The organism is Streptomyces shaanxiensis (assembly GCF_039537145.1).
Classification (GTDB): domain Bacteria; phylum Actinomycetota; class Actinomycetes; order Streptomycetales; family Streptomycetaceae; genus Streptomyces; species Streptomyces shaanxiensis.
This window is the reverse complement of sequence record NZ_BAAAZY010000004.1, coordinates 47,165-64,769: the sequence shown is the minus strand read 5'-3', so window position 1 is coordinate 64,769 and position 17,605 is coordinate 47,165. Positions and strand designations below refer to the sequence as shown.

The following is a 17,605-nucleotide window of genomic DNA, read 5'->3' as shown; positions in this document are numbered from 1 at the left end:
ACAGCGCTCAGGACAGGTCGTTGACCAGCACCGCAGCCCCGTCGAACCGGCCCGCCTTCAGGTCCCGCAGCGCCTCGTCGGCCCGCGACAGGGGATAGGGGTGCGTGGTGGCGTGTACGGCGTGCGCGGCGGCGAGCGCCAGGAACTCGCGGCCGTCCTCGCGCGTGTTGGAGGTGACGCTGCGCAGCTGCTTCTCGTAGAAGAGGTCGGTCTCGTAGCGCAGCGCCGGGACGTCGCTGAGGTGGATCCCCGCGATCGCCAGCGTTCCGCCCCGGTCGAGGGCCCGCAGTGCCACCGGGACCAGATCGCCGACCGGTGCGAACAGGATCGCGCTGTCCAACGGCTCCGGCGGCAGCTCGGCGGCGTCACGTGCCGAGGCGGCCCCCAGCTCCAGCGCCAGCTTCCGCGCGGCCGCGCCCCGCGTCAGCACGTGCACCACGGCACCCTCCGCCATCGCCACCTGCGCGCACAGATGGGCGCTGCCCCCGAAGCCGTACAGCCCGAGCCGCCCGCCCGCCGGGAGTGCCGCCCGCCGCAGCGCGCGATAGCCGATGATCCCGGCGCACAGCAGCGGCGCGAGCGTCACGTCGTCGAGGTCGCCCGGCAACCGGTACGCGAACGCGGCCGGTACGGTCGTGTACGGCGCGTAACCGCCGTCGGCGTCCCAGCCCGTGTACCGCGAGGCAGGGCACAGGTTCTCGGCGCCGCGCGCGCAGTAGGCGCAGGTGCCGTCGGTGCGCCGCAGCCAGGCCACCCCCACCCGCTCCCCGACGTCGAATCCGCGCACCGCGGCCCCGAACCCGGCCACCACGCCGACGACCTCGTGCCCGGGCGTGACCCCCGGCCGGTGAACCGGCAGATCCCCCTCGGCGACATGCAGATCCGTTCGGCACACCCCGCAGGCCCGCACCCGCACCAGCAGCTCGTCGGCGTCCGGCACCGGCACCGGCTTCTCGACCAGGCGCAGGGACCCCGACTCGACGGGCCCCGGCTCGACCACCGACCACGCGTGCATCGTTCCGTCCGCCATACCGAGCCCCGTCCGTCGACCGCTCGCCGTCTGCCCCCAGTCTGGGACGGGAGCAGGCATTCGGCGCGCGGCCGGACTGCCGGATGACTAGCGTGAGAATCCGGACAACTCACCGATCCGGGAGAGGGCCGCAGTCATGGCCGTGAAACCTGAAGGAACCCCTGTCTGGGCCGACGCGATGTTCACCGACATCGAGGGAGCGAAGAGCTTCTACGGCGACGTCCTCGGCTGGACGTTCGGCGAGCAGTCGTCTGAGTACGGCAACTACACCCAGGCCTACGCGGACGGCAAGGCGGCCGCCGCGGTGGTCCCGCCCATGCCGGGCCAGGAGGGCATGTCGCAGTGGTGCCTCTACTTCGCCTCGCCCGACGTGGCCGCCACCGCGGCGAAGATCCGTGAGAACGGCGGCGAGATCCTGATGGAGCCCATGGCGGTCGGCGACTTCGGCAGCATGTGCCTGGCCCGCGACCCCGGTGGCGTCGTCTTCGGTGTGTGGCAGGCCGGCACCCACGAGGGCTTCGAGGCGGAGATGAGTGAGCCCGGGGCCTTCTGCTGGGCGGAGATCTTCACCCGCGAGCCGGAGAAGTCCGACACCTTCTTCCCCGCTGTCTTCGGCTACGGGCAGCAGCAGATGGAGGACGGGGAGATGGACTTCCGGCTCTACACCCTCGGCGGGGACACCATGGCCCTGGGCCGGATGAAGATGACGGACGACTTCCCCGACGACATCCCGCCGTGGATCAACGTCTACTTCAACGTCCCCGACTGCGACGACGCCGTCGCCAAGGCCACCAAGCTCGGCGGCGTGCTGCGCTTCGGCCCGATGAGCAGCCCGTTCGGCCGGTTCGCCGCGCTCAGCGACCCACAGGGCGCGAACTTCTCGGTGATCGACACCAGCACCACCGAGGGCGAGATGCCCAAGCTCAGCGACGTCTCCTGACCGACTCCGCGACCGGGCACCCGGCCCGCCCATGGCATGATCGGGCACATGCGTGAACGAGTTGTGGCCGCGTGCGACGGGGCTTCGAAGGGAAACCCCGGGCCGGCGGGCTGGGCCTGGGTCGTCGCCGACGAGAAGGAGACGCCGACCCGCTGGGAGGCGGGGCCGCTCGGCAGAGCCACGAACAACGTCGCGGAACTCACCGCGCTGGAACGCCTGCTCACGGCGACCGACCCCGGCGTACCGCTGGAGATCCGCATGGACTCGCAGTACGCCATGAAGGCCGTCACCACCTGGCTGCCGAACTGGAAGCGCAACGGCTGGAAGACGGCCGCCGGCAAGCCGGTCGCCAACCAGGACCTGGTCGTGCGCATCGACGAACTGCTCGACGGCCGCACGGTCGAGTTCCGCTACGTCCCCGCCCACCAGGTCGACGGCGACCCGCTGAACGACTTCGCCGACCGCGCCGCCAGCCAGGCGGCCAGCGTCCAGGAGCCCGCGGGCAGCGGCCTCGGCTCACCGGAGCCGCCGCCTTCCCCGGACACCCCGCCGGCCAAGTCCCCGCGCCGCAAGGCCGCGGCGCCCCGGAAGAACGGCAGTTCCTCGCGCACCATCAAGGCCAAGTTCCCCGGCCGCTGCATCTGCGGACGCGGCTACGCGGCGGGCGAGCCCATCGCCAAGAACGCCCAGGGCTGGGGCCACCCGGACTGCCGTACCGTCGAAGCCTGACGGATCGGCCTGCGGGGCTCAGGCCGCGTCGAAGGTGTAGTGCGCGGTGTGGTCCAGCAGATCGGCCGGGCGCACATCGTTCCACGGCTTCATCGTGTCGTTGAGATCGACCACGTTCGGTGTCCCGGCGGTCGGCACATAGCCGGAGCCGGGGTGCCGCCGCTGCCAGTCCGCCCACAGCTTGTCGATGTAGGCGTGGTGCAGCCAGAACACCGGGTCGTTGGGTGACATACCGGTGGCCATCTGCCCGCCGACCCAGACATGGACCCGGTTGTGCAGATTGACGCCGCGCCACCCTTCGAGGTGGTTGCGGAAGCCGTCCGAGGCGCTGTTCCAGGGCGCCATGTCGTACGTCGGCATCGCGAGCACGGACTCCACCTCGGCCCGGGTCGGCAGCTCCCGTACGGCCGTGCCCAGCGATCGGCGCAGGAACGTACGGCCGTCGACCCGCACGTTGACCGTCCAGTTGCCGCTCGACGCGGCGAACGGCCCGTCCATCACCCGCCCGTCGCGGCTGCGCCCTGTGCCGCCGAGGAAGTCCGGCGCCCACAGCGAGGACCGTATGGAGCGGTCGGTGGTCCAGTCCCAGTACGGCAGCGCGACCGAGGCGTCCACCTTCTGCAGCGCCTGCTCGAAATCGAGCAGGAATCTGCGGTGCCAGGGCAGGAAGGACGGTGAACGGTGGCCGGTGCGCTCCCCGTTGTCGGTGTCGCCGATGATGAACGCGTTGTGCGTCGTGACGAACTCGTCGTAACGGCCGCTGCGCTTCAACTCCAGCACGGCGGCGACGAACCGCCGCTTCTCGTCGGCGGTGAGCAGGGCCTGGTTCTTGCGGACGGTCATGTGTGCGGATGCTCCAAAGTGCGGGTACGGCAGGTCAGTTGGCGGGGAAGGGCAGGAGTGCCGCGCCCTGCAGCTCGTCGACGGCGGCGCGGGCGGCGGCGCGCGGGGTGGGCACCGGGTCGTAGTGACTGACGACGCTGATCCAGCTGCCGTCGGCGTTGCGCATCACATGCAGCTCCACGCCGTCGACGAACACGGCGTAGCCGGCGCCGTGATGCTCGTGGCCGCCGCCCGAGACCGGCCGGCCCTGTATCCGACGGCCGTGGTAGACCTCGTCGAAGGACGCCGGGGAGTGGTGGCCGTCGTGCCCGGCGGCGGGCGCGCTGCGGGTGGTGGATGCGCTGGGGGTGGTGGACGCGCTCGTGGCGGCGACCGTCTGGACACCTGCCGCGGTGGCGAGGGCGGCCGCGGCGGTGAGCGCACGGCGACGGTTGAGTTCCGGCATACGGACCTCCTGGTTTCGTTCGATGGACGACTCCGCATGCCTACCGGGCGGGACGAGAGAGGGAGAAATCGGTCGGTAGTGGTTGGCTCCGATCAGGACAAGTGCATAAATGTCGTGCAGGGTTGAACAAGGGTGATCTTGCTGTGTGAGGCGTCCGTGCATCACCGGAACGGGGAATTCCTTCTCCAGGTGATCGCGTTCCCGGCGGTCCTTCGCGGACGGCGACGGCGTCAGTGGTCTGTCTCACCCGCTGAAACTGGCGCGATCCGGAGCGCGGCGGTGCGGGGTGTCCGCCCTGCTACCCTGCGGAGCCGAAATGGCCGTTTTGGGTAACTTCTAGGGGTGTGTGTGAAGGTCGCCTGTGTCGGCGGCGGACCCGCCGGGCTGTACCTCTCGATCCTGCTGAAGCTGCGGGACCCGTCCCACGACATCACCGTCCACGAACGCAACCCGGAGGGCGCCACCTACGGCTGGGGCGTCACGTACTGGCGGGAACTGCTCGACAAGCTGCACGAGCACGACCCCGAGTCGGCCCGCGCCATCGACGCGAGCTCGGTCCGCTGGAGCGAGGGCGTCGCCCACGTACGGGACCTGACGACCCGCCGGCCCGGCGACGAGGGGCGCGGCATCGGCCGCCACCGACTGCTGGAGATCCTCGCCGCCCGCGCCCGCTCGCTCGGCGTCCGCCTGGAGTTCGAGCACCGGATCACACCGGACAACCTGCCCGACGCCGACCTGGTGGTGGCCTGCGACGGCGTCCACAGCGCCCTGCGCGGCCGCCACGCCGACCACTTCGGCACCGAGATCGGAACCGGCCGCAACCCCTACATCTGGCTCGGCACCAGCAAGGTCTTCGACGCCTTCACCTTCGCCTTCGCCGAGACCGAGCACGGCTGGATCTGGTGCTACGGGTACGGCTACGGTCCCGGGGCCGGCACCTGTGTCGTCGAATGCGCCCCCGAGACCTGGACCGGCCTCGGCCTCGACACCGCCAACGAGACCGGCGGACCGGCCCTGTTGGAGAAGCTCTTCGCCGGCATCCTCGACGGCCACCCCCTCGTCGGCCGCTCCGGCGTCGAGGGCGGCGCGCGCTGGCAGACCTTCCGCACCCTCACCAACCGCACCTGGCACCGCGACAACCTCGTCCTGCTCGGCGACGCCGCCCACTCCACCCACTACTCCATCGGCGCCGGCACCACCCTCGCGCTGGAGGACGCCATCGCCCTCGCCGGCGCGCTGCACGAGCTTCCCGCCCTCCCGCAGGCCCTCACCCGCTACGAACAGGAGCGTCGACAGGCCCTGTTGCCCCTCCAGAGCGCGGCCCGCCACAGCGCCCAGTGGTACGAGAACCTGCCCCGCTACATCGCCCTGCCCCCGCAGCAGATGTTCGCCCTGCTCGGCCAGCGCCACTCACCCCTGCTGCCCCACGTGCCGCCCCGGCTGTACTACGGGATCGACAGGGCGGCCGGGCGACTGGAGGTACTGCGCCGCCTCAAGCGCCGGCTGGGACCGAAGGTCGCGCGCACCCTGCAGGCCAGGGCGTCCCGGAAGTAGCCGGGTCTCACCTGAACAACCGGTCGAGGAAGGCGTTGCCGAACACGCCGTGGGGATCGAGCCGGTCCAGGACCGCCGAAGCCTCGCGCCAGGCGTCCTCCCCGAAGCTGCCCGGCACGGTCGAGCCCAGTACCTCGTCGTCGCTCCAGGCGGCCTCGTCCGTGTAGGCCCAGCCCTTCGACCACTCGACCCGGGTCATGGCGTACCCGCCGTCGAACGTGCCGAGCAGGAACTGCTCGATCTCGCGCAGGAACGCCTCCGCGAACGGCGTCCCGGGCAGCGTCAGGATGTTCAGCCACACGGCGGTGTCCCACTCGGGATGATCGCCGCGCGGCCGGAGCGCCGACAGCAGCGGCGTCCGCGCACCGTCCGCCCCGACGTCCGCCGGATCGTCGAGGCCCGTCACCCGGATCTCCACCGAGCCGTTGACCGGGAACCGCCCCCGCGCGGCGTACTCCGTGAGCCGCTCCCGGTAGAAGGACGTGAACTCGGCGACCACACGCTGCACTTGGGCCCGGCTCGTCAGCACCACGCACCCGTTCGTGGCGATCCTCAGCGTCGTGGGCCGCAGATACAGCAGTGTGTTCTTGGACGGCCCCCAGAGGTCCGCCGACAGCGTCGCCACCAGCCCGAGGGCGGCCGCGTCGTACTGCGCGTTGCCCAGTACGGGCGCCAGGTACCAGGCCCCGTCCGACACCATGCGCCCGACCAGCTCCGCGACCGGGCGCGGCACGTTGTCGGAGAACGGGTAGTTGTACGGCTGTCTCACCTGCCGCGAGGTCAGCGGCCGGGTGGGGGTGACGCTCCACACCTTCAGCCACGGGAACTCGGTGAAGGCGAACCAGATCGCCTCGACCCGCCCGGCCCGGTCCAGGAAGCTCTCGAAGGTACGTCCCTCGGTGCCGGGCGCGGCGAAGAGCTCGCCGGCCGGGATGTCCGTACGGCTCACGCACCGCAGGGCGGTGTTCTCGCCCACGCGCAGCACGACCTCGGTGACGAGGGAGCGGCCGAGATGGGTCAGCAGCGCGGCGCAGTCCGCCTCATCACGGTCGTAGGTGCGCAGCACGTACGCGCCACTGGCCTCGTCCCAGACGACCGCCGTCAGCGACAGCACGAGATTGCTGAGCGAGCCGTACGTGTGCCCGGGCAGCCGCCGTTCGCCGCGTGCCGGTACGGCGGTGCCGTGCGCGTCGATGGCCAGGGCGCCGCCCAGGGTGAGGTTGCCGGGCGCGGGCGCGGCGGTGACGCCGAGTCCGCGCTCCTCCAGGTAGGTGAGCAGGGCCTCCAGGGTGACGCCGGTGCCGGCGCGGACGGAGTCCGGCGACTCCCGGGACAGGCCGGTGAGGTGAGGGGCGGTGTCGACGAGCAGGACCTGCGTGTCCGACGGCGTGCCCTGGGTGATCGTCAGCGGTGACCAGCCGTGCGAGGCGCCCCGGGCTCGGACCCTCCAGCCGTGCCGCCGGGCCCAGTTGACGGCGGCGACCACCTGGTCCGGGGTGTCCGGTGCGCAGGCCCACAGCCCGTCGGCGGTGATCTCGCCGACCCAGTTGCGGTACGAGGAGCGGTACAGCGTCACCTCCGCCGGGAAGTCCGGTAACTCCTGTGCCGCGACGGCCGGATCGGCCGGGAGGAGAATCGGTACGGCGGCCAGGGCGGCGGTGCGCAGGAAGCCCCTGCGGCTGAAGTCGTCGATCATGAGCTCACGCTAGGGACCGGCTCGGCGGTCACCGTGCGTCCGTACGATCCATTCATCCGTGTGAGTGAATAATTCACAGGGAACGCGGCGGAGGGGCCCGTTCCGCGCATGCCCATGATGAATGACACACTGACGCCATGGACGAGCGTGTAATCGGCAGGTTGGGACGGCGGGCCTCCGTCGTCGGTCTCGGGACATGGCAGCTGGGCGCCGACTGGGGAGACGTCGACGACAAGGAAGCCCTCGCGGTGCTGGACGCGGCGGTCGAGTCGGGGGTGACCTTCTTCGACACTGCTGACGTGTACGGCGACGGACGCAGCGAGCAGACCATCGCCACGTTCCTGCGTGGCAGGCCCGAGCTGGACATCTTCGTGGCGACCAAGATGGGCCGCCGCGTCGACCAGATCCCCGAGAACTACGTTCTCGACAACTTCCGCGCCTGGAACGACCGTTCCCGGCGCGACCTCGGCGTGGACCGCCTCGACCTGGTCCAGCTGCACTGCCCGCCGACGCCGGTCTACTCGACGGACGAGGTGTTCGACGCCCTGGACACCCTGGTCGAGGAGGAGCGCATCGCGGCGTACGGCGTCAGCGTGGAGACGTGCGAGGAGGCGCTGACCGCGATCGCCCGGCCCGGCGTGGCCAGCGTGCAGATCATCCTGAACGCGTTCCGCATGAAGCCCCTGCGTGAGGTGCTGCCCGCCGCCCGGGAGGCCGGCGTCGGCATCATTGCGCGGGTTCCGCTGGCCTCCGGCCTGCTGTCGGGCAAGTACACCAAGGACACCGTCTTCCCCGCGAACGACCACCGCACCTACAACCGGCACGGCGAGTCGTTCGACCAGGGCGAGACCTTCTCCGGCGTCGACTACGAGTCCGGTGTGGAGGCGGCCGTCGAGTTCGCCGCCCTCGCTCCCGAGGGCTTCACCCCGGCCCAGCTGGCCCTGCGCTGGATCATCCAGCAGCCCGGCGTGACCACGGTGATCCCGGGCGCCCGCTCGCCCGAGCAGGCCCGCGCCAACGCGGCCGCCGCCGCGCTGCCGGACCTGTCCGACGAGACGCTCGCCGCGATCCAGAACCTCTACGACCGACGGATCAAGGACCAGGTGGAAAACCGCTGGTAACCGCGGTACGGCTCCGGGAGCGGCCACCGAGCCGCTCCCGGAGCCCCGCGGTTTGAGTGCTCGGCGTCGGGGTTACCCGTACCGCATGACCGAGCAGGAGAGACGGACGGGCCGCGACGAGAGTGAGGAGGAGCGCGCCGACCGTATGTGGGGCGAGCTCCTCCAAGAGGTCCGTGTGGCCCAGATGGGCGTGCAGATCCTGTTCGGCTTCCTGCTCACCGTCGTGTTCACGACGAAGTACGACACGCTCAACGACACGGACCAGACGATATACATCGTGACTGTGGTCTTCGGCGCCTGTGCCACCGGCGCCCTCATCGGTCCCGTGTCCCTGCACCGGCTGGTGTCCGGCCGGCGCATCAAACCGCAGGCGGTGACGTTGGCCTCCCGGCTGACGCTTGTCGGCCTGATCCTGCTCCTCGCCACGACGGCGTGCTCGCTCCTGCTGATCCTGAGGGTCGCCACCCACGACGACTATGTGCCCTGGCTGGTCTCGGGCGTGGTCGTCTGGTACCTGGTGTGCTGGTTCGCGCTGCCGATCTGGGCACGCCGCCACCACACGGAGTGAGCGGCGGCGCCCCGGAAGGGTGAGTTCGGCTACTCGGCCCGCTCCGGGCCCTGCCGCGTCCCGCGCAGTGCGGCGATGGCCGTCGCGATGGCCTGCTGGAGCTCCTCCAACTGCTGGACCATGTCGTCCTCGACGAACTCCTGCACATCGTCGAAGGTCAGCTCCTCGAAGACCTTCGTCGCCTTCTGCAGGCTGTTGTAGAACTTCGTCCGCCGCTCCTGCACCCGCAGCTCGGGGTCGGCCTCCACGGCCTCGACGACGAGCGACTTCATGGTGTCGTAGGCCTCGGTGGCCCACTCACCGGTGTCCTCGTCCTCCTCCAGCTCCTCGATGAGCGACAGGTGCCGCTCGGCCTCCTGGCGCAGGTCCACGGGCGCGTCGACGGTCTGCCCGGCCGGTGTCTTGATCTGGCCGGACTCGGCGATCTGACGGACGTAGCCGATCCGGTCGGCCGACCGGCTCTCCGTGGCGACGGCCTTCTTCAGGTCGTCGGTGCGTACGACGTCCCGCGCCAACTCGGCCTGCAGGTCCGGGTCTTCACGGACCCGGTCGAGGAGCGCCTGGCGGGCAGCGCGGGCGGTCGAGGGGTCGGCGAGGATCGCGGCGCGCAGCGCGGTGGGGTTCTCGGCGACCTCCAGGGCCTTCGTCGGGCGGATGCCCTCGGCCTCGGCGGCCTCGGCGATGGCGGTGCCGCGCTCGGAGGTGGCGCTGTTGCGGGAGACGTAGTAGCCGAGCCACACGTCGGCGTCCGGCAGCTCCACCTCCTGGCCCGGCGCGAGGGCCTCGAAGTGCGGGACGAGGCCGTCGTCGGCGGCCCGGTCCCACGCCTTGTAGTAGCGCATGACCCGCTCGGGGGAGCACCCGGCGAGTTCGGCGAACTCCTTCGCGGACACCTTCGGCGTCTCGTCCGCTCCCTGGCCACCGGGCCGCACGCTGCGGGCCACCATCAGACCGAAGGCCCACCCCCCGGTCCGCGCGTAGACCCCGAACTCGCGCGCGTCCCGCGCGACGAGGTCGGACAGCGGGGCCTGGGGCGCGGGGGACGTCTCGGGCGGGACGAACGCAAGGGTCACGGATGACTCTCCTGAGCAGTGCTGATCGGACCGCACATGTGAACAGAGGTGTCGGACCGCACATGTGCAGAGAGGCAGCCTATTGCACGCCCGGCGGCGCCCGTGCCCTCGATCGTCGCCGAGCCCTGGGAGAGGATGCCCGCATGACTGTTCGCCCGCTGCTCTCGAGTACCCCCGCCGCCCAGGGCGTCGACGCCGCCGGTGTCCTCGCCTTCCTCGACGCCCTCGACGCCGCCCCGGACATCGAGCCGCACAGCCTGATGATCCTGCGCCACGGCCGGCTCGTCGCGTCCGGCTGGTGGGCGCCGTACACCGCCGAACGCCCCCATCTCCTCTACTCGATCAGCAAGAGCTTCACCGCGGCTGCCGCCGGGATCGCCGCCGCCGAGGGGCTGATCCGCCTCGACGACCCGGTGATCTCGTACTTCCCCGAGTTCGAGGCCGACATCACCGACCCGCGCAGCCGCGCGATGCTCGTCCGGCACGTGGCGTCCATGGCCAGTGGCCACGAGAGCGACACCCTCTTCGCGGCGCGCGAGCTCGACCGGGAGAACCTCGTGCGCGGGTTCCTTCTGATACCGCCGGCCCGCGACCCGGGGACCGTGTTCGCGTACAACCAGCCGGCCACCTTCACGCTCTCCGCCATCGTGCAGAAGGCGAGCGGCCGGTCGCTGACCGAGTATCTCCGCCCGCGTCTGCTGGATCCGCTCGGCATCGGCGACGTCGGGTGGCTGCGCGACCGCAGCGGCCGGGAACTCGGCTTCAGCGGACTGCACGCCACCACCGACGCCGTCGCCCGGCTCGGCGAGCTGTATCTGCGGGGCGGGGTGTGGGAGGGCGAACGGCTGCTGCCCGAGTGGTGGGTGGCCGAGGCCACCCGTGCGCAGATCGAGACCGCCGGTGATAGGCCCGGGGAGGACTGGCAACGGGGCTATGGCTTCAAGTTCTGGATGTCCCGGCACGGTTATCGCGGTGACGGCGCGTTCGGTCAGTTCTGCCTGGTGCTGCCCGAACAGGACGCGGTCATCGCGACGACCGGGGACACCTGGAACATGCAGGCCGTGCTGAACCTGGTCTGGGAGCACTTGGTGCCCGCGTTCCGGCCCGCACCTCTGACCGGCGGTGAGGCGGCGGATGCTGCCCTGGCCGCACGGCTGGCGGGTCTCACGCTGTCGCCTGCGGCCGGCAAGCCCGCACCGCCCGAGCGTGCCCAGGCCTGGTCCGCCGCAGCGTTCACCCCGGACGGCGGGGTCTGCGCGCAACTGCCCAAGCTCACCGCGATCGACCTCGCGCCGGGCGCGGACGGCTGGACGCTGACGCTCACCGAGGACGGCCACCCGCTGCGCGTGCGGTTCGGGGAGGCCGGGTGGACCGTCACCGAGGAACCGGTGCCCACCGCGGTGAGCGGCGGCTGGAGCGACGCGGACACCCTCGTCGTGGACGTCGCGTTCCTGGAGACCCCGCACCACCTGGACGTGACGTGCTCGCTCAAGGACCGGACGTTCAAGGCGAGTTGGCGTACGGAACCGCTGCACGGGCTGCCCCTGCGGGCGATGCGGGCACCTCGCGCCTCGGCCTGACCCGCCGGGCCTTGGTGCTCAGTCCTCGGGCACCCGGAAGGTGTCCAGGGCGACGTCCAGGGCCTCCCGGTTGTCGGCGTCGTCCCAGTCGGCCGCCGAGGTCGTCCAGCGCAGCGAATAGCCGCGGTGTTCGCCGATGAGGAAGCCGCGGCCGAAGGTACGGACACGGGTGCCGTCGTCGTCGGCGAGCCACTGGATGTCGGCGGCCTCGTAGCCCCGGTATGTGGTCGCGTCGATGTCACCGACGCGCTCGTAGCCGACGCCGGCCCGCTTGAGCCCGGGCTCGACGTCGTCGCGCCAGACGGCGACGGGGTCCGGGCCCACGCGCTCGCTGTAGGTCACGGCGAGCGTGCGGGGATCGCCTTCCGCGCCGAACACCACCCGGTACGCCAGGTCGGAGGCGCGCGTCGTGCGCAGGGGCTTCCAATCCTGGGGGAGGGTGACGGAGAAGCCCTCCGGTGACTTGTACGTCCGGAAGCCGTCGGGCAGAGCGTTGCCCGAGGGGGACGCGGTGGGCGGCGGGTTCTTCGTCGCTTCCTTCGTGGGGGGCGGGGTGGGCTCTGCGGTGGGGGCCTGGTTTGTGGGGGCCTGGCTCGTGGGGGGCGGGCTCGTGGGTTGCTTCGCGGAAGTCGACGGGGTCGGTGCCGCGCCGGCCGCCGAAGAACCTCCGTCGTCCTCCCGGCCGTTGGTCACCACCAGGACCGCGGCCGCGACGGTGACCACCGCGAGGGCGGTGCCGGCGACCATGGCACGTCTGCCCCACCCCGGGCCCGCGGTGTACAGGCCACTCGGGCGGGGACGCGGCGTTGCCTGCAGGGGTGCCTCGGGGTCCTCGTTGAGGACGCGCATGAACGCGTCACGGATCACCGGTCTGCTCAGCCGCTCCCGGGAGTCCTTGCGCAGCAGTCCCTGCACGGCCTGGGTGAGCGGCCCGGCACGCACCGGGGCGCGCAGCGGAAGCCGGTCCACCCCCTTCAACGTGGCCTCGGGCCGGTCCCGTTCCCGGTACGGCGGGCGTCCCTCGACCATCGTGTAGAGGATCGCGCCGAGCGCCCACAGATCGGACGCCGGCCCGATGCGCTCGTCGCGGGCCTGTTCCGGCGACGCGTACGACGGCGCGGCGACCCGGGGTGCCAGGGTCGCGCCGGCCAGGCCGAAGCCGGTGACGACGACGGAGCCGTCCTCGTGCACGAAGACCTGGCCCGGGCTCAGTTCGCCGTGCGTGATGCCCGCGACGTGCGCCGCCTCCAGCACGTCGAGCAGCTCCAGGCCGATGCGGGCGGCCCGTACGTAGTTGAACGTGCCCTGCTGGGTGAGCAGCTCACCCAGCGGCGTGCCCTCGATCCACTCGGTGACGGTCCACAGGTTCCCGGACTCCTCGACGGCCTCCAGGACGGTGGCGACCCGGCCCGGACGCAGCAGCCCCATTCGTTCGGACGTCCGCAGGATCCGGGAGGTCGTCCGGCGCCTGTCGTCCGGGCAGGGGTCGTCGGGCAGCCCGATCTGGGTCAGCAGGCACGGGCGTTCGGTCTCGATGTCCTCGCCGTAGTAACTGACGCGATTCGTCTCGCGATGGACGACATCGACGAGCCGGTACCTTCCCGCGACCAACTCTGTTGTGGAGACGCGCGCCTTGACCATGGCCATCCCTCGTTGAACCCCTGGCTCTCATTTCTCACAGGAAGTACGAGAGACGTGACGGGAAGCGTTCAACGAAATCCTCAACTAAAGGCCGCCTCTTTTCATTTGTTTCTTACGCGTGAGTAAGCAGTGGAAAACACACGGGAATTGAGCCGGAGCGGTCAGCGAAGGCCGAAATCGGCCGCCCAGCGCAGCACGTCCGAGGTCGTCGCGTTGCCCCCGCACACGACCAGCCCGAGCCGTGCGCCCTCCCCGACCCGCTCCAGCACGAGCCGGGCCGCGGGCAGCAGGCAGCCGGTGGCCGGCTCGGTCCACAGCTTGGCGTGTTCGGCGAGGTCGAGCACACCCCGCACCGCCTCCCGGTCCGGGACCACGAGCACCTCGTCGACCAGGGCGGACACATGGTCGTACGTCAGCTGCGACACGCTCGGCGCGCTCAGGGTGGTCACGATCGACGACAGCCGCACCGGCACCGGCCCGCCCGTCGCCAGCGCCGCGGACATGGCCTCGGCGCCCTCGGTCTCCACACCCCAGATCCGCACGCCCGGCCGGCGGGCCCGCAGCGCCACCGCGACGCCCGCGATGAGCCCACCGCCGCCGACACTGACGAGTACGTCCGTGAGTTCACCGGCGTCCGCGGCGAGCTCCAGCCCGACGGTGCCCTGACCGGCGATCACCAACGGGTCGTCGAAGGGGTGGACGAGCGTCAGCCCTTCGTCCCGCAGCCTCGTGACGAGCGAGAACGCGCTGTCCATGTCGTCCGTCAGGCGCACGGACGCTCCGGCGTCCCGGGCGATCCCGACGGCGCGGGCGGGCGCGGAACGCGGCATCACCACGGTGGCCTTCACGTCGAGGACGGCGGCCGTCATCGCCAGGGCGATCCCGTGGTTGCCGCCGCTGACCGCCACGACCCCGGCGGCGCGCTGGGCGTCGCTCAGCGAGAGCAGCTTCGCCGTCGCCCCGCGGGCCTTGAACGAGCCCGTGCGCTGGAGCAGTTCGAGCTTCGCCGTGACCGGAACGCCGAGCAGGTCCGTGAGGCCCGGGCTGGGTACGGTCGGGGTGGGTACGACGTGTCCGGTGATGAGGTCGGCCGCGGCTTCGACGTCGGAGATCCCGATCAAGGCAGGCACCTTTCCGGCGCGGGGCAGGTCCTCCGTGCCGCTTCGCACCCTGACGCCGGAGGCGACCGCGGTCAACCCGGCCACGCGGCGGGCGCCATGGTGACCCGTCGCTCACCTCCGTACGGCGGTGGACCGAGCCCTCACAGATCGCGCCGCACGAGGAAGTCGATCAGCGACCTCAGCTCGCCGGCGGCCCTCGTCTCCAGCGGCACATCGGCGAGAGCCTCCTCCGCGGCGGTCACCTGGCGGCGCGCCTCGGCGAGCGCGGCCGAGCGGCCACCCAGCTCCTCGATCAGCGCGGCCGCGGCGGCGGGGTCGGCGGCCGACTCCAGCACCGAAGCCAGAGGGCCGGCAGCGGGGGAGTCGAGCGCGGCCAGTACGGGGAACGTCTTCTTCCGCTCCCGCAGATCGCCGTGCACGGGCTTGCCGGTGACGGTGGGGTCGCCCCAGATGCCCAGCAGATCGTCGACCACCTGGAAGGCGACGCCCAGATGCCGCCCCGCACGGTCGAGGGCGGCGACGGAAGAGGGTGGCGCACCGCCGAGCAGAGCGCCCAGCGCGGCCGCGCAGCCCAGCAGCGAGCCCGTCTTGTGCTCGGCCATCGCCCGGTACTCGTCCGGCCGTACCCGTTCCGGCCCCGTCCACGGACGGGTGGCGAACAGCAGGTCGTCGGCCTGCCCGCGCACCAGGTCCTGCAACGCCACGGACAGCAGTCGTACCGCCTGCGGGCCCGCCGGTGCCATGGCGAGCGTCTCGACGGCGAGCGCGAACAGCGCGTCCCCCGCGAGGACGGCGGGCCCGGTGCCGTATGCCTGCCACACGGTGGGGCGGCCACGCCGGGTCGTGTCGCCGTCCATGATGTCGTCGTGCAGCAGGGAGAAGGTGTGCACCAGCTCCACCGCGACGGCCCCGGGTACCCCGACATGCCCGGGAGCGCCGGCCGACTCGGCCCCGAGCACGGCCAGCGCCTGCCGTACGCCCTTCCCGCCGGAGGCGGCGGCCGGCGCTCCGCCCACCTCGCACCAGCCGAAGGAGTACGCGGCCATCTCGCCGACCCAGGGATGCATCCGCCGCACGGCGTCGCGCAGAGCGGGCCGCACCAAGGCGCGGCAGCGGTCCAGGACTTGGCGGGCGTCTGCCGGTGTGTGCGTCGACGGAGCGGGCTGGTGGCTGTCTGCCGGTGCGTGCGCCGGCAAGGCGACCTGGTGAGCGTCGAACGGAGTCCGAACCGCCGAAGGGAACGTCGTCACCGTGCGGTCACCGCCCCGGCGCCCGCCACGGCCATCCGCGCACCGTGCGGCTTCTCCGCGGCGCCCTCCCCGATACCGAACTCCTCCTGCGCCCGCGCCACCATCTCCCGCGCGTGCCGCAACCCGATCCGCTCCAACACCCCGGCCAGCTCGGTCAGTTCAGCGGCGGTCTCGGCACGATCGTGCCCCAGTCGGGCCCGTGACTTGACCAGCCCGAGCCGGGACAGTGCCTCTCCGCGGGGCTCGCTCATGGCACGGAACTCCGCGAGTGCCTGCTCGTACAGGGCGCGGGCCTCGGCGTAACGCCCGGCGCGGTAGAGGACGTTGCCGCGCATCTTGTGGTTGTAGGCCAGCGCGCTGGAGAGCTTCATGGCGCGGCACGTGGTCTCCGCCTCGGACAACAGGGCCAGCGCCCGCTCCGTGTCGCCGTCCCGGACGGAGACGATGTCGGCCAGCCCGCGCAGCGCCCAGGCGTGACCGCGCCGGTCCTCGGCGCGCGCGGCGATCTCGGCGGCCTCCTCGAACAGCGCGTACGCGGTGTCGTACGACCCGGTGTTGCGGTGGATCTGGGCGATGCCCTCCAGCGCCCACACCGTGTGCCGCGCCTCGCCGCGCCGCCGGGCCTCGGCCAGCAGCTGTTCGTGCAGTCGGTGGACGGCCTCGTAGTCGCCCTGGATCCGGCCGGTCTCCGCGAGCCCGGCCAGCGAGTAGCCGCGTACGACGATGTCGCCGCCGCGCTCTCCGAGGTCCGCCGCGAGCTGCAGCAGCCGCCGGGCCAGCGGGAACGCGCCGCGCTGCCGGGCCAGGGTGCCGCCGCTCCACAGCGCCCAGGCCATCGCCCCGGTGTCGCCGGCCTCCCGCGCCGCGCGGTAGCTCGCCTTCCACGCCCGGTCGGCGTCCCCGACCTGCCCCAGTCGGCGGTGCGCCTCGGCGACCGCGAGCCCCGAACGCGCCGCCTCGCCGTGCTGCCCGGCCCGCTCGGCAGCCTCCAACTGCTCGGTGCCGGCGGCCAGTACGTCGCTCAGCGAAGAGTTGACGGACAGGGTGGTCAGGGCGCCCTGGTACTCCGGGGCGAATGCCTTGCCGTACATGTATGCCTCTCGATCCGGTATACACGCCATCTATACGCACTGTGTATACATGGGCGGTATAGTGCCTCGAAAACCAGCCCTGGCCCAGAGGGCCAGGGCGTCATCCGCGGACGATCACCTGCTGTTGTTCATCTGTTGTCGATCAAGACGTCGGCGAGGCGGACGGGGTTGCTCGTGAGGCGCAGATCACCTCACGGAGGACGTCAGTGCTGCTGAGCCTTCTGCGGTGTCGCCTCACTCGGCCGTACGACGACATGGCCATGGCCCTGCAGCATCAGCTGCACGGCCTCACCGGAGCCGCCGCGCAGCATCGAGCCGAGGGACTGGGAGCGGTGCAGCGAGGTCTGCAGCCCGGCGGTCCAGCCGACCACCGCGTCCGTGTCGACGTACACCGGGTACTCGGGCGAGACCGGGATCACCAGCGGATTGCCGTCGCAGACCAGCCCCAGCCGGCCCTGGCCCGTGAAGACGCTGTTGAACAGGCCGCCACCGGCGATGCCCGAACCCTTCACGGTCGCGATCCGGTACGACAGCGAAGCGTCGAAGCAGAGCACGTTGCGGCCGTTGACCGTGAACTCGTCACCGGGCTCGACGTCGACGATGAAGCAGTTCTGCGCCTCGTGCGCGAACCAGGCCTCGCCCTGCCCGCGCACCGCCATCAGCGGCAGCCCCTCACCGGTCACCGCGCGCTTGAGCATGCCGCCCACGCCTTGGCCCTTGCGCTCGAACTGGAGGTTGCCGCGGTAGGCGATCATCGCGCCCTGGCGGGCGTGCATCTCGCCGTTCACCGCGTACTTGACGCACTTGGGGTTCTCGATCGTCATGCCCGGCGCCGCGGCCGGCTGGACCATGTGCTCGCTGGAAAAGAGGTCACCCTTCATAGGGGCATCCTGTCCCGGACGGTCCCGCTCCGGCCAGATCGC

General features: G+C 71.6%; 16 protein-coding genes. 6 read left to right on the top strand and 10 right to left on the bottom strand.

Features of this window, described 5'->3' with window-relative positions:
• Positions 1 to 7: 7 nt before the first annotated feature.
• A complete protein-coding gene (locus ABD932_RS04710) occupies positions 8 to 1,015 on the bottom strand; it encodes a zinc-binding alcohol dehydrogenase family protein (RefSeq protein ID WP_345008898.1) in 1,008 nt (335 codons plus the stop codon).
• A 151-nt stretch (positions 1,016 to 1,166) separates the two neighbouring features.
• On the opposite strand from ABD932_RS04710, the gene ABD932_RS04705 reads away from it, so the two are divergent.
• Together ABD932_RS04705 and ABD932_RS04700 are read left to right on the top strand one after the other, a co-directional pair.
• Positions 1,167 to 1,970, top strand: coding sequence for a VOC family protein (locus tag ABD932_RS04705; RefSeq protein ID WP_345008844.1), 804 nt, complete (start codon positions 1,167 to 1,169; stop codon positions 1,968 to 1,970).
• Positions 1,971 to 2,006: 36 nt separating this feature from the next.
• The gene (locus ABD932_RS04700; protein ID WP_345008842.1) at positions 2,007 to 2,699 is read left to right on the top strand and encodes a ribonuclease H family protein; all 693 of its coding nucleotides are present in this window, start codon (positions 2,007 to 2,009) and stop codon (positions 2,697 to 2,699) included.
• An 18-nt stretch (positions 2,700 to 2,717) separates the two neighbouring features.
• On the opposite strand, the gene melC2 is transcribed toward ABD932_RS04700, so the two are convergent.
• Together melC2 and melC1 are read right to left on the bottom strand one after the other, a co-directional pair.
• A complete protein-coding gene (gene melC2, locus ABD932_RS04695) occupies positions 2,718 to 3,542 on the bottom strand; it encodes a tyrosinase MelC2 (RefSeq protein ID WP_345008840.1) in 825 nt (274 codons plus the stop codon).
• Positions 3,543 to 3,576: 34 nt separating this feature from the next.
• Positions 3,577 to 3,987: an apotyrosinase chaperone MelC1 gene (melC1, locus tag ABD932_RS04690; protein WP_345008838.1), complete on the bottom strand. Its 411-nt coding sequence runs from the start codon at positions 3,985 to 3,987 to the stop codon at positions 3,577 to 3,579.
• Between the two features lie 342 nt (positions 3,988 to 4,329).
• Between melC1 and ABD932_RS04685 the strand changes: the two genes are divergently transcribed.
• On the top strand, positions 4,330 to 5,541 hold the full coding sequence (locus tag ABD932_RS04685; RefSeq protein WP_345008837.1) for an FAD-dependent monooxygenase: 1,212 nt from the start codon (positions 4,330 to 4,332) through the stop codon (positions 5,539 to 5,541).
• Between the two features lie 7 nt (positions 5,542 to 5,548).
• On the opposite strand, the gene ABD932_RS04680 is transcribed toward ABD932_RS04685, so the two are convergent.
• Positions 5,549 to 7,237: a cholesterol oxidase substrate-binding domain-containing protein gene (locus ABD932_RS04680; protein WP_345008835.1), complete on the bottom strand. Its 1,689-nt coding sequence runs from the start codon at positions 7,235 to 7,237 to the stop codon at positions 5,549 to 5,551.
• A gap of 137 nt (positions 7,238 to 7,374) precedes the next feature.
• Here ABD932_RS04680 and ABD932_RS04675 point away from each other — a divergent pair, with 137 nt between their 5' ends.
• Positions 7,375 to 8,358, top strand: a complete 984-nt coding sequence (locus ABD932_RS04675; RefSeq protein ID WP_345008833.1) for an aldo/keto reductase — start codon at positions 7,375 to 7,377, stop codon at positions 8,356 to 8,358.
• Between the two features lie 85 nt (positions 8,359 to 8,443).
• Entirely contained in the window at positions 8,444 to 8,926 is a 483-nt protein-coding gene (locus tag ABD932_RS04670; RefSeq protein WP_345008831.1) for a DUF6328 family protein, read from the top strand.
• A 29-nt stretch (positions 8,927 to 8,955) separates the two neighbouring features.
• Here ABD932_RS04670 and ABD932_RS04665 read toward each other — a convergent pair whose 3' ends face one another.
• Positions 8,956 to 9,999 carry a hypothetical protein gene (locus ABD932_RS04665; protein WP_345008829.1) on the bottom strand — a complete coding sequence of 348 codons (1,044 nt, stop codon included), beginning with the start codon at positions 9,997 to 9,999 and terminating at the stop codon, positions 8,956 to 8,958.
• Positions 10,000 to 10,142: 143 nt separating this feature from the next.
• Between ABD932_RS04665 and ABD932_RS04660 the strand changes: the two genes are divergently transcribed.
• A complete protein-coding gene (locus ABD932_RS04660; protein WP_345008827.1) occupies positions 10,143 to 11,579 on the top strand; it encodes a serine hydrolase domain-containing protein in 1,437 nt (478 codons plus the stop codon).
• Positions 11,580 to 11,597: 18 nt separating this feature from the next.
• Here ABD932_RS04660 and ABD932_RS04655 read toward each other — a convergent pair whose 3' ends face one another.
• From ABD932_RS04655 to ABD932_RS04635, 5 genes are all read right to left on the bottom strand, one after another.
• Entirely contained in the window at positions 11,598 to 13,226 is a 1,629-nt protein-coding gene (locus ABD932_RS04655; protein ID WP_345008825.1) for a serine/threonine protein kinase, read from the bottom strand.
• Between the two features lie 155 nt (positions 13,227 to 13,381).
• The gene (locus ABD932_RS04650) at positions 13,382 to 14,341 is read right to left on the bottom strand and encodes a threonine/serine dehydratase family protein (RefSeq protein WP_345008823.1); all 960 of its coding nucleotides are present in this window, start codon (positions 14,339 to 14,341) and stop codon (positions 13,382 to 13,384) included.
• Positions 14,342 to 14,481: 140 nt separating this feature from the next.
• Positions 14,482 to 15,591: a polyprenyl synthetase family protein gene (locus ABD932_RS04645; protein ID WP_425587404.1), complete on the bottom strand. Its 1,110-nt coding sequence runs from the start codon at positions 15,589 to 15,591 to the stop codon at positions 14,482 to 14,484.
• A complete protein-coding gene (locus ABD932_RS04640; protein ID WP_345008821.1) occupies positions 15,588 to 16,682 on the bottom strand; it encodes a tetratricopeptide repeat protein in 1,095 nt (364 codons plus the stop codon). Before ABD932_RS04640 ends, ABD932_RS04645 begins: the two co-directional genes overlap by 4 nt.
• 203 nt (positions 16,683 to 16,885) lie before the next feature.
• The gene (locus ABD932_RS04635; protein WP_345008819.1) at positions 16,886 to 17,563 is read right to left on the bottom strand and encodes an AIM24 family protein; all 678 of its coding nucleotides are present in this window, start codon (positions 17,561 to 17,563) and stop codon (positions 16,886 to 16,888) included.
• Positions 17,564 to 17,605 lie beyond the last annotated feature (42 nt).

Bases quoted from the DNA above. Each gene is read 5' to 3' on its own strand.
- ABD932_RS04680 (WP_345008835.1), bottom strand. From the start codon at position 7,237: ATGATCGACGACTTCAGCCGCAGGGGCTTCCTGCGCACCGCCGCCCTG.
- ABD932_RS04700 (WP_345008842.1), top strand. From the start codon at position 2,007: ATGATCGGGCACATGCGTGAACGAGTTGTGGCCGCGTGCGACGGGGCT.
- ABD932_RS04710 (WP_345008898.1), bottom strand. From the start codon at position 1,015: ATGCACGCGTGGTCGGTGGTCGAGCCGGGGCCCGTCGAGTCGGGGTCC.
- ABD932_RS04660 (WP_345008827.1), top strand. From the start codon at position 10,143: ATGACTGTTCGCCCGCTGCTCTCGAGTACCCCCGCCGCCCAGGGCGTC.
- ABD932_RS04705 (WP_345008844.1), top strand. From the start codon at position 1,167: ATGGCCGTGAAACCTGAAGGAACCCCTGTCTGGGCCGACGCGATGTTC.
- melC1 (WP_345008838.1), bottom strand. From the start codon at position 3,987: ATGCCGGAACTCAACCGTCGCCGTGCGCTCACCGCCGCGGCCGCCCTC.
- ABD932_RS04655 (WP_345008825.1), bottom strand. From the start codon at position 13,226: ATGGCCATGGTCAAGGCGCGCGTCTCCACAACAGAGTTGGTCGCGGGA.
- melC2 (WP_345008840.1), bottom strand. From the start codon at position 3,542: ATGACCGTCCGCAAGAACCAGGCCCTGCTCACCGCCGACGAGAAGCGG.
- ABD932_RS04640 (WP_345008821.1), bottom strand. From the start codon at position 16,682: ATGTACGGCAAGGCATTCGCCCCGGAGTACCAGGGCGCCCTGACCACC.
- ABD932_RS04635 (WP_345008819.1), bottom strand. From the start codon at position 17,563: ATGAAGGGTGACCTCTTTTCCAGCGAGCACATGGTCCAGCCGGCCGCG.
- ABD932_RS04670 (WP_345008831.1), top strand. From the start codon at position 8,444: ATGACCGAGCAGGAGAGACGGACGGGCCGCGACGAGAGTGAGGAGGAG.
- ABD932_RS04675 (WP_345008833.1), top strand. From the start codon at position 7,375: ATGGACGAGCGTGTAATCGGCAGGTTGGGACGGCGGGCCTCCGTCGTC.